This window comes from Paraflavitalea sp. (assembly GCF_059502485.1).
The window spans coordinates 264,010-275,704 of the sequence record NZ_JCACET010000009.1 but is presented as its reverse complement, the minus strand read 5'-3'; the positions used below and the strand labels follow the sequence as shown (position 1 = coordinate 275,704).

Genomic DNA, 11,695 nt, shown 5'->3' with positions numbered 1-11,695 from the left:
CTTTTAACTTTCATGGCCGGCGTCTTGTACAGGAAAGCGCACCACTACCCTTGTTCCAGTGGCAATATGATTGTTTTCGAGATCTTCAATGTCGATTAATACTGGCTCTTCGTGATTTTTATTCAGCATTTCGATCCTTTTGGCCGTCAGTGTCATGCCCTTCGACTGGTATTCGATCGCGATCTCACTCTTATACTGCGCAGCCTTTTTCCGTCCTACGCCATTGTCCTCCACCTGGCAAATAAGGTATTGTTCATCCAGCGAGAACGATACCCGGATATGCCCCAGCTTGTCGTGGCGGTACCGGACACCGTGCCGGATACTGTTCTCCACATACGGTTGCAGGATCATCGGCGGTATGAACCATTCCGAAGGGTCCATGTTCCCTTCTATCACTACGCTATACGAAAACTTATCCTCGAACTTTGTTTTTTCCAATTCGAGATAAGTAGACAGGTAGCTGATCTCTTCATAAATGCTGATCTTGGCTTTAGAGGAAATATCGAGCGTTAAGCGTATGAGGCGCGAGAATTCAGTAATGAATTTATTAGCACCCCGCAGATCTTTGTCGATCACATATTGTTGAACAGAGTTGAGACTATTGAAGATAAAGTGCGGGTTCATCTGGGCTTTGAGGGCCATTTGTTCAAGCTCTGCCATCCGGTCATTGATCTGTATTTTCTCATCGTTCTGCCTGCGTATTTTCCTGATGCGGGATGCCACGAAATACCATACACAGAATATAATGATCAATAAAACCAACAGCCGGAACCAGGTCTTTTCCCACAGGCGTTTTTCCACCAGGAAAGAGATGCGTGCCATTTCACTTTCCACACCAAACTTATTGGTAGCGATCAGCTGCAGCTCATAATCACCGGAAGGAAGCGACGGGTAGCTTAGAAAAGTTTCCCGGGTGGTCTGCCAGTTGTTGTTGAGGCCAACCAGCCGGTAGCGATAGGTGATATCGCCGGCTGAACGATATGAAATACCTACATAGTCAAAGCGGATGGCGTTATCTGCGGGAGGCAGTGTAAAGCCGGTTGTATCATACGCCAATGTATTATCGGCTGTTTGCAAACCTGTTATTTGCAATTTGCAATAAGATCGCTGGGATATTTGATTTACATTAAAGCACGTTAAGCCAGCCGGCGTGCCTACATAGACCAGATCGTTGTCGATTTCTATGGCGTTTACGATATCTGATATCAGTCCATCATCCTTGGTGAATCTGGTGATATTAATTTTACTGCCGACAATACTAACCCGGTTAAGCCCTTTATCCGTTCCCACCCAAATGTTTTGTCCGTCTGCCAAAAGCGTTTTGCAGATATTGCTGGTAAGGCCATCTTCCTTTCCAATATGGTATTCGATCTTCCCGTTCCTGTATCCTATCAGGCCGCGACCACTGGTGCCAATCCATAAAATATCATCTCCCGACACTTTGATATCTGCAATACGGTATTGCAGATCATCGTATCGGTCACCCATGAAGACAGGTTTTCCGGATGTCCCAACCTGATACAGGCCTGACATAGTGCCTATGTAAAAAGTATCGTGATATGGATAGCAGCAGATTGCTCTGCTTCTAAAAAGATCTTGTGATGCGGAGCCAGCATATAGGGAATCCAATGGAAAGAGATTAACTCCTAAGTGGCTGCTTACTACCAATTGACCCTTGTATAAAAAAAACGATTTAACAGAAAAATGTGGATAGAATGTTGTAATATTTCTGTATTCGTTGATAGCCAGGATCCCATTGTCTGTTCCCAGTAATATATTTTTATCAGGACCACTGATAATTGAAATTATTCTGTTGTGATAGTTGTTGACGTACGGGTGTTTTTTGAGGCCCGACAGAGAGCTATTGGCAGGGAGCGTGTATAAGAGAGATTTTTCAGAACCTATATAGATCAGCGAATCAATCTTTTTTATGCTGAAAATGGCATAATTGTCAATGTTGTTTTCGGTAAGAACGACGTTGCGGAAGTCGAAAGATCCTACTCGAAAGATGCCCGCGCCGGTAGTCAGGAACCAGTAATTATCTTCCCGGTCACGCAAGACTGCATTGATGATTTTATTTTTTAAAACATGATTAACAGGTTTATTCTTTTTGATATCAAAAAAAATAGCTCCATAATCCGTATTGATGGAGCATAAGGTGTCATTCAATGCAGATATCCCTTTAAATCCGGGAGGTGTAGCATAAGGACGTTTTATTTCACCGGGTCTGCCAAAATATAAGCTATCCCGGGTCCTGAAAATTTCCAGACCAGGAGATAGAAAGTTGCCACGGACCTCTAAATGTATAGGAAGAACTATTGGGGGACCGGTAGATGTGTCGCTAGCGGAAAAAACAGTTGTTGTAGTTCTGCCTGTTTGATGCAGTAGTGTCTTGAATTTTCCCTCCGTAGTTACTCCAATGGTGGTTATCGGCAAAGAATGATCATTATCGCTGTTGAATACTCTGAGTTGCTGATCGCTATAGAGTATATAAATGTTTTTAGAATCACTAAGCAGTAAGTTTCCTTGCGAATCCTCTGCAATGTATAATTCCTGCCCGCTGATTGATATTTTTTTTAAGAGGGAATCATTTTTACGGGTATGAAATTTCCCTTTATAGTAATAGCAGGCTGTCCGGTTAAAAGAAATGATCCATATGCGGTTCTTTGAATCCACAAACAGTTTGAATGCTTCATTATCAGGCAGGCCATCGGCCGTAGTAAAGTTGCGGAAATGAGTTCCATCGAAACGGCTAAGCCCTGTTTCAGTTGCAAACCACAGGAAGCCATCTTTATCTTCCACACCATGATATACTACCGAACCAGCCAGTCCGTCTAGAACATCATAGCGAGCATAGCTGTATTCCTGTCCGGAGACATTTGTTAAATACATTACCAAAAACAATACGATCGATAGCTCTCTTACCTTCATCAGTTATGACAGTTGTATGTATGGTTGTCAGATTTCATTGGCAGCATCCTGTACCGGAAACCGTACCACTACCCTCGTTCCGGCAGCGCCATGATTATTTTCAAGGTCTTCAATATCGATCAAGACAGGTGCCGATTGGTTTTTATTCAACATCTCGATCCTTTTAGCGGTCAGTGTCATGCCCTTCGACTGATATTCGATCGCGATCTCACTCTTGTACTGCGCAGCCTTTTTCCGTCCAACGCCATTGTCCTCCACCTGGCAAATGAGATACTGTTCATTCAGCGAGAACGATACACGGATATGCCCCAATTTGTCGTGGCGGTACCGTACTCCATGCCTGATGCTGTTTTCTACATAAGGTTGCAGGATCATCGGTGGTATAAACCATTCCGAAGGATCCATGTCTCCCTCCACTACTACACTGTAGGAAAACTTATCCTCGAACTTTGTTTTTTCCAATTCGAGATAGGTGGACAGATAACTGATCTCTTCATAAATACTGATCTTTGCCCTCGATGATATGTCGAGCGTCAACCTGATAAGCCGGGAGAACTCGGTGATAAATTTGTTGGCTCCGCGCAGGTCTTTATCAATTACGTATTGCTGAACGGAGTTGAGGCTGTTAAAAATGAAGTGCGGGTTCATTTGCGCTTTAAGTGCCATCTGCTCCAATTCGGCCATACGGTCATTGATCTGTATTTTCTCATCGTTCTGTCTACGTATTTTCCTGATGCGGGTATTCACAAAAATCCATATCAGTGATCCGGCTATCAGTAGTATTAATATCCTGAACCACGTCTTTTCCCATAATTGTTTTTTTACCAGGAAAGGGATACGGATCATTTCGCTTTCCATTCCAAACTTATTGGTAGCTATCAATTGTAGTTCATAATCGCCGGAAGGTAGAGCCGGATAGCTGAGGAAAGTTTCCCGGGTAATTTGCCAGTTGTCGTTGAGGCCCACCAGCCGGTACCGGTAGGTAATATCGCCAGCTGAGCGATAAGAAATGCCCACATAGTCAAAGCGAATCGCGTTGTCGGCAGGCGGTAGGATGAAGCCGGTAGTATCATGAGCCCAGCTTGTGTTTGCTGCCTGTATACCTGTAAGGCGTAGCTTGCATGAGGAATTAAGTGATATTTTATTGGCGTCGAAGCTGGTGAGCCCTGCCGGAGTGCCAACATATACTTGTGAGTTTTCTATATAAATAGCGTTGATAATGTCTGCCAATAGACCATCGGTACTGGTAAAAGTAATGATCTGGTATTGTTTTTCCTTTTCCCTGAGCCTGACTCTGTTCAGTCCCCGGTCGGTCCCTACCCATACATCGTTGCCGGCAATGAATACATTACGGCATATGTCACTGGTGAGGCCATCCTGTTGGCGAATGGAATGGGTGACCTTGCCATTTTTGTATCCTACGATCCCTTCACCGTGAGTGGTTATCCATAGTGTGCTATCCGGTCCTTCTTCAATATCGGTGATCCTACCCTGTAGTATTGTATGCTTGTCGCCAAGCCACGAAACCTGCCGACGGCTATCCATGACATATACTCCATTAAGCGTTCCAATGTAATACAGCTTATTTTGCACATAGGCACAGGTAGTACGGACGCCTCCTTTATTATACAGGGATGTATAAGAGCCGTCTTTGGCAAATAGTATAAGGCCGTGTTCTGCAGCGACAAGCAGGCTATCTCCATCCTTTTTCAGGGATTTGATAGATATAGTCGTTTCTGTTCGTACTATAGAACTGTTCAGTTCTGCAATACCAAGGTCTGTACCCATAAAAAGGCGGCCATGCTGAGCTGGAACAAAAGATAAGACCCGTGCATTCATGGGTATTGTAAACAGGTATCGGTGACGTACCGCCTGCTGACTGAGATCAATAGTAAACAACAGGGTTTTCTCGCTTCCTACATACAGCAGGGAATCTGATTTATAAATACTAAATACCGACCGGGGATTTTTATTATTCTCAGAAAAGGTATAATTGCTGAATTCGAACGATCCAATGCGGTAAATGCCAGCGCCTGCAGTAAGGAACCACCAATTTCCTTCGCTATCCTGGAAGGTTGAGTTTACAATAGTACCCGACAGTGCCTGCCGGATGATCTTGCCGGACCTGATGTCATAAAATATCGATCCGTTACCCGTATTGATACTACAAAGTGTATCTCCCGATACCGAAAGATTATTAAAAGCAGGTGGTATTTTAAGTGAACGCTTTGTTTGTCCGGCATTGGTTTCAAATACCAAACTATCAAATGCCTTGTGTATTCGTACGCGATCGGAGAGGTAACTGCTTTGCCGTGACATTGCGTTCAAAGTTGATCCTGGAAGCGATTCTTTACTTAATACTTTACCCTGCTTGTCGAACACCATAAAAAAAATACCTTCAGTATAGAGGACCAAATAAGCCATAATATGCCCGGCATTGGTTAAGCCTGTAGCCCCGAAAACATACGGTAAACCATTAATAGCGGAAGTCGTTTTTATTTCCTGAAAGGTATTGAGCAGGAAGAAAGAAGCCGGGCTCGCAAATATAAGATTGCCCTGTCTGTCTTCCATAATATCAATAATGCGATCAACAATGGCCATCTTTTTAAGAAGGGAATCATTTTCCTGGTTGTATATCTTACCCTTCCAATAATAACAAATAGTATTACGGAAGGGCATCATCCATACACGACCCTTTGAATCCACGAAAAGCTTTAGGATCTCATTATCCGGGAGCCCATCTTGTTTGGTGAAGTTTTTAAAGTGAGTGCCGTCAAACCGGCTGACGCCTGTCTCCGTTGCAAACCATAGGAAGCCATCTTTGTCCTCTACTCCATGATACACTACTGAGCCAGCCAGTCCATCTTTCACATCGTAGCGGGCATAACTGTACTCCTGACCGGAGGTATTGATCAGGCACGCCAGCAGGAAAAATACAGTCAGTAACTTTCTTAATTTCATCAACAACGATCGTTTACAATAAAGTTTTAACTTTCGGTACTGGCATCCTGTACCGGAAACCGTACCACTACCCTCGTTCCGGTAGCGGCATGATTATTTTCCATGTCTTCAATATCGATCACTACAGGATCCGATTGGTTTTTATTCAACATCTCGATCCGTTTGGCAGTCAGTGTCATGCCCTTCGACTGATATTCGATAGCAATTTCACTCTTATACTCCGCTGCTTTTTTACGTCCTACGCCATTGTCCTCTACCTGGCAAATCAGGTACTGTTCGTTCAGCGAGAACGATACCCGGATATGCCCCAGCTTGTCATGGCGATACCGGACACCGTGGCGTATACTGTTTTCCACGTAAGGTTGCAGGATCATGGGTGGTATAAACCATTCAGATGAATCCATCTCTCCTTCCACTACTACATTATAAGAGAACTTGTCTTCGAACTTTGTTTTTTCCAGTTCCAGATAAGTGCTGAGATAGCTGACCTCCTCATAGATACTGATCTTTGTTCTCGATGATATGTCGAGGGTTAACCGGATAAGCCGCGAGAACTCGGTAATGAACTTGTTGGCCCCGCGCAGGTCTTTATCAATTACGTATTGCTGAACGGAGTTGAGACTGTTGAAGATAAAATGCGGGTTCATTTGCGCTTTAAGTGCCATCTGCTCCAGTTCGGCCATGCGGTCATTGATCTGCATCTTTTCATTGTTTTGCCTGCGTATTTTCCTGATGCGGACGCTTACAAAAATCCATATCAAAGCTCCGATGATCAACAGTGCCAGCAGACGGAACCAGGTCTTTTCCCACAAGCGTTTTCCCACCGTGAAAGGAATGCGGATCATGTCGCTTTCTACCCCAAACTTATTGGTAGCGATCAATTGCAGCTCATAATCACCGGAAGGAAGAGACGGATAACTGAGAAACGTTTCACGGGTAGTTTGCCAGTTGTTATTAAGACCAATCAGGCGGTAGCGGTAGCTAATATCACCCGCGGAACGATACGAGATGGCTACATAATCAAAACGGATGCTGTTGGCTGCAGGCGGCAGTAAAAATCCTGTCGTGTCGGTAGTCAATGTCCTTCCGGCTACCTGAATTCCAGTCATACGTAGCTTGCAATAAGAATTAAGCGATATTTTATCAGTATGAAAACTGGTCAGCCCTATAGGGGTACCTGCATAGACTTGTGAGCCGTCGACAAAAATGCTATTCACGGTGTTGCTCATCAACCCGTTTTCCTCGGTATAGGTGGTAATCTTGCGCCCTTCAGGTGTAAGCTCCACCCGGTTGAGCCCTTTGTCGGTACCTAACCACAATGTATTGCCGGTAATATACAGCGAGCGGCAAATGTCACTGGTCAATCCATCCGCCTGGCTGATCGTATAGGCGATCGTGTCATTCCTGAGCCCCAACAGTCCATTTCCGTTGGTAGCTATCCACAAAATATTGTTTGAGGAGGCCGCAATTGCCACAATTCGACTTTGCAACAATGGTATTTGCTCTCCCAGATAGCTATCCCGACCATAATTGTCTACCACATGCAGGCCAGATAATGTACCTACGTAAATTTTTCCATTCCATAGCAGACAGCTGGTTGAGCGGCCATGATATAATGGATTATTAAAATTCAGTGAATCGTTTACCAGGTATACCCCGTTACCTGCGGCTACCAGCAGCCGCTGATCATAGAAGTGTACGATTGATTTGACTGTATTATCGAGTGTGCCAAATCGTATATATCCGCCAGATAGCGTAGATAATCCATTATCGCTGCCAATAGCTAATCTTTTGTTGGTTACAGGCAATAGGGAAAGTATCCTTGCATAATTTGCTTTACCTGCTATGTATTGAGCTTTTACCTGCTGCAAGCTGGTATCCATGCGCCAAAGAATACCTTTTGCAGTACCTACATACAGTTGATTTTGCCATTTCAGGATGCTGAATACGCCTAATGGATCCTTGTTATTCAGGCTGAAAGTAAAGCCCTGAAATTCAAATGAGCCTATACGATAAATGCCCGACTCTGCCGTTGTGAACCAATAATTCCCTTCACTGTCCAGAAATACACTGTTGACTTGTTTATCGGGCAGGCAGGTTCTGATCACCTTGTTGTGCTTAAAGTCAAAAATGGTGGCTCCCTTAATCGATCCCATTGCACAAAGGCTGTCATTCAGCAACGACAGGTTGGTGACACCGGGTAAGGGATAGGTCCCTGGCTCTTTTGCTCCAGGCCGGATGAAATAAATGCTGTCACTTTTTGCGAACGTTTCAACTACAGGAGATATCCGGGCAATGTGAAAAGCATGTGGCTGGAAGGAAGTATGTTGTTCTTCCACTTTATACGTGTCAGATTGCAGCGTCCATATAGAGGCCATGTCAGGCTTTACATTTACCATCAATCCCAAACGGCCATCGTGACGAACGCCTGCTTTTGCAATTGACAAGTTAGTTGTAGTGCTGCGTATAATGGTCTTTACTTGTTGATCTGTAGTAATCAGTTGGCAGTTATAAGCCCCTGACACTAGGATATTGCCCAAGCTGTCTTCTACAATGTCAATGATCTGGGTTGTAGTTTGTATTTTACGTAGTACTGAATCATTCTGCTGGTTGTAGATCTTTCCTTTCCAGTAATAACAAATGGAGTTTCGAAAAGGCATGATCCATACTCTCCCTTTGGAGTCTACAAAAAGGCGCAATATCTCATTATCCGGCAGCCCATCAGCCGTAGTAAAGTTGCGAAAGCGTGTCCCGTCAAAGCGACTCAAGCCCGATTCCGTGCCAAACCATAAAAAGCCATCTTTATCTTCTGCGCCACAGTAAACCACCGAGCCAGCCAGTCCATCTTTCACATCATAGTGGGCATAACTATATTCCTGCCCATGAACAGCAGTATAGAATAAGGGAAGTAGTAATAGCCAGGTAAGCCGGAACAGCGCGTAGCGCATAATCACCCACTAATTTTACTGAAAAGTAAGTGTTTATTTATAAAAGGAGATGCTTATTTATGCCCGGGCGTTACCATTTCCAGGCTGGGTTCGGTCAGCTTTGACAGGAAGAGTTCGAGTGCTTTGCGCTTAGGTTGGTCCAACTGATAGTCTATGTAGCGGGTATAGTAAGCATGCAGGTCGAAGGTGGGATACGGCGTAGTGGCCACCACACTTGGAATGTGGTTGACGCCTGCCTGGTTGGCTTCGTTGAAGGCGGTGATAAAATCTGCCGGCAGTTGTTTATTGCTTACCCAGGCGGCAAACACAAAAGGAAGTCCGGTCATTTGTTTCCACGCTTCGCCGAGGTCATATATATAAGTAGACTTTTTCCTTTGCTCCAGTGCCCGGTCGCCAATGACCACGCCCGCTGTAGTGCCTTTGATATCACCCCGGAAATCGGACCGGGTATCTACGAGGCGGGGTTGTATCTTCCAGTGATCGCGCAGCAGTATTTTAGCCAGGGCTACGGAAGTGCGGCTTTGGTAATCGAGCAGCACGGTTTCAATAGCTTCTACCGGCACTTCACTGAACAGGCATACCGAAGCCACGGGGCCATCGCAACCGATGCAATAATCCGTATTGATATGGTATTCCTTAAGGCGGGGGATCACGGCTACCGGCACCAGGCCCATGTCGATCTTTCCTTCCAGCAGCATGCGCGCTACATTGGCGGGATAGTCGCCTGTCAACTCGATGTCATTCACCACGGGCGACTGCTCAATACCATAAATCAAGGGCCTGGTATTCAGATAATTCACGATTCCAACCTTAATCTTCTCCAATTCATTTAATTTTACGGCGCAAAGATAATAGAATATTGATATAACAATTGTTCATGGACTTACACGCATTGACAGCTATCTCTCCTATCGACGGACGTTACCGTAACCAGGTGCAGCACCTGGATGAATATTTTTCTGAATTCGCCCTCATGAAATACCGGGTACTGGTAGAAGTAGAATATTTCCAGTTCCTGGCCGACAAAAAGTTCTTCTCCCTCACTGCGCCCGTACGCAAAGTACTGCGTGAGATTGTCGATAACTTTAACATCGAAGACGCGCAAAAGATCAAGGAAACGGAAAAAATTACCAACCACGACGTAAAAGCCGTGGAATATTTCATAAAAGAAAGGCTGAAAGCCGCCAATGCGGAGAAAGTGACCGAGTGGGTACATTTTGGCCTTACTTCCCAGGATATCAACAATACCGCCATCCCGCTTTCCTGGAAGCATGCGGTGGAGTTTGAATACCTCCCTTCCCTGCTGAACCTGAACCGTCAGTTGGAAATACTTTCTGAAGATTGGAAAGATATACCGATGCTGGCGCGTACCCACGGACAACCAGCCAGCCCTACCCGCCTCGGCAAGGAGATCAGGGTATTTGTAGAGCGCCTCGAAAACCAGGTAGAGCAATTGATCTATGTACCCTTCACTGCTAAGTTTGGTGGCGCCACGGGCAACTTCAATGCCCACCAGGTGGCTTACCCTAATAAAGACTGGGTGAAGCTGGGCAATGATTTCGTGGAAGGCGTATTGGGCCTGCAACGTCAGCAGTTCACTACCCAGATAGAACATTACGATTTCCTCGCCGCCCATTTCGACGGCATGAAGCGCATCAATACCATCCTGCTCGACTTCTGCCGCGATATCTGGACCTATATTTCCCTCGACTACTTCAAACAACAGACCAAGAAGGGAGAGATCGGCTCATCGGCCATGCCGCATAAAGTAAATCCCATCGACTTTGAAAATGCAGAAGGCAACCTCGGTATCGCCAATGCCCTGCTGGAGCACCTCGCAGCCAAGCTGCCCGTGAGCCGTCTGCAGCGCGACCTCACCGATTCTACCGTATTGCGCAACATCGGCGTTCCTTTCGCCCACATCATACTCGCCATCAAATCCATTGAAAAAGGATTGGGCAAGCTGGTGCTGAATGATGAACGCATCTACAATGACCTCGATAATAACTGGGCTGTAGTAGCAGAAGCTATCCAAACCGTTTTACGCCGGGAAAACTATCCGCAGCCTTATGAGGCGCTGAAAGAGTTAACCCGTGGTAAAAATGGCATCAATAAACAAACGATGCACCAGTTCATCGACGGCCTGAAGATATCCGCCACACTGAAAAAGGAGTTGAAGAAGATCACGCCCCACAACTATGTAGGCGTAAATCCGGAATAATTACGTCCGTGTGTTGTCATTTCGAACGGAGCCATTCGGGACTGTAAAGTACAGGTAGTTGCGGCGCAGTGAGAAATCTGCTATCGAAGCAGGGCACAGGCTATTATCAAACAGCCTTATTATTAAACTTGTACTTCCACCACAGCATATGACCCTTCCGGTTGTATTGTTCAAAGTTGTTTTTGCGCAGCACGCGGATGGAGGCGGCATTGGTTTCGTCGGTCTCTGCTAATATACAGGCGACGTCAGGCCGGTGCTTTGCCCACAGCAACATCCCATTGACGGCTTCGGTCATGAAGCCTTTGCCCTGGTGCGCCGGCATGGTGCCATAACCTATTTCTATTTCCCGGTTGTCCGTAGGCTCCCCTTTAAAACCCAGTTCGGCTACTATGAGCCGGCTCGATCTTTCCACCACAATCCAAAAAGTATAGAAGAGGTAATTGTCTTCAGCCGCATTCGCCATTTGCGGAATGGTAAAGTTGCTGACCATGTTCTGTACAGCCGGCACCACCGTGCGGCCATTACAGGCAAGCCCTACCGACTTTTCAAACAGGTCGTCGGCCTGGAGGTACAGCTGTAGTTGTTCCCTGGTAAGCGGAGATATCAAAAGACGCGAAGTCTCTACCATGCGGTG

Annotated in this window: 6 protein-coding genes; 1 reads left to right on the top strand and 5 read right to left on the bottom strand. The window is 45.6% G+C overall.

Going from position 1 to position 11,695, the window contains the following annotated elements; genetic code table 11:
• Positions 1–3: 3 nt before the first annotated feature.
• The 4 genes from AC5JBY_RS16930 to AC5JBY_RS16915 are packed head-to-tail and all read right to left on the bottom strand — an operon-like array spanning position 4 to position 9,664.
• Positions 4–2,931 carry a sensor histidine kinase gene (locus tag AC5JBY_RS16930; protein ID WP_495905807.1) on the bottom strand — a complete coding sequence of 976 codons (2,928 nt, stop codon included), beginning with the start codon at positions 2,929–2,931 and terminating at the stop codon, positions 4–6.
• A gap of 27 nt (positions 2,932–2,958) precedes the next feature.
• Positions 2,959–5,892, bottom strand: a complete 2,934-nt coding sequence (locus AC5JBY_RS16925) for a sensor histidine kinase (protein ID WP_495905806.1) — start codon at positions 5,890–5,892, stop codon at positions 2,959–2,961.
• A gap of 26 nt (positions 5,893–5,918) precedes the next feature.
• The gene (locus tag AC5JBY_RS16920) at positions 5,919–8,840 is read right to left on the bottom strand and encodes a sensor histidine kinase (RefSeq protein WP_495905805.1); all 2,922 of its coding nucleotides are present in this window, start codon (positions 8,838–8,840) and stop codon (positions 5,919–5,921) included.
• Positions 8,841–8,893: 53 nt separating this feature from the next.
• Entirely contained in the window at positions 8,894–9,664 is a 771-nt protein-coding gene (locus AC5JBY_RS16915) for a menaquinone biosynthetic enzyme MqnA/MqnD family protein (RefSeq protein ID WP_495905804.1), read from the bottom strand.
• 53 nt (positions 9,665–9,717) lie between these two features.
• Here AC5JBY_RS16915 and purB point away from each other — a divergent pair, with 53 nt between their 5' ends.
• A complete protein-coding gene (gene purB, locus AC5JBY_RS16910) occupies positions 9,718–11,061 on the top strand; it encodes an adenylosuccinate lyase (protein ID WP_495905803.1) in 1,344 nt (447 codons plus the stop codon).
• Positions 11,062–11,167: 106 nt separating this feature from the next.
• Here the strand turns inward: purB and AC5JBY_RS16905 are convergent, their stop codons facing one another.
• Entirely contained in the window at positions 11,168–11,689 is a 522-nt protein-coding gene (locus tag AC5JBY_RS16905) for a GNAT family N-acetyltransferase (protein WP_495905802.1), read from the bottom strand.
• Positions 11,690–11,695 lie beyond the last annotated feature (6 nt).

Coding starts and splice junctions, on each gene's coding strand:
- AC5JBY_RS16930 (WP_495905807.1), bottom strand. CDS start 2,931: ATGAAGGTAAGAGAGCTATCGATCGTATTGTTTTTGGTAATGTATTTA.
- AC5JBY_RS16925 (WP_495905806.1), bottom strand. CDS start 5,892: ATGAAATTAAGAAAGTTACTGACTGTATTTTTCCTGCTGGCGTGCCTG.
- AC5JBY_RS16920 (WP_495905805.1), bottom strand. CDS start 8,840: ATGCGCTACGCGCTGTTCCGGCTTACCTGGCTATTACTACTTCCCTTA.
- purB (WP_495905803.1), top strand. CDS start 9,718: ATGGACTTACACGCATTGACAGCTATCTCTCCTATCGACGGACGTTAC.
- AC5JBY_RS16905 (WP_495905802.1), bottom strand. CDS start 11,689: ATGGTAGAGACTTCGCGTCTTTTGATATCTCCGCTTACCAGGGAACAA.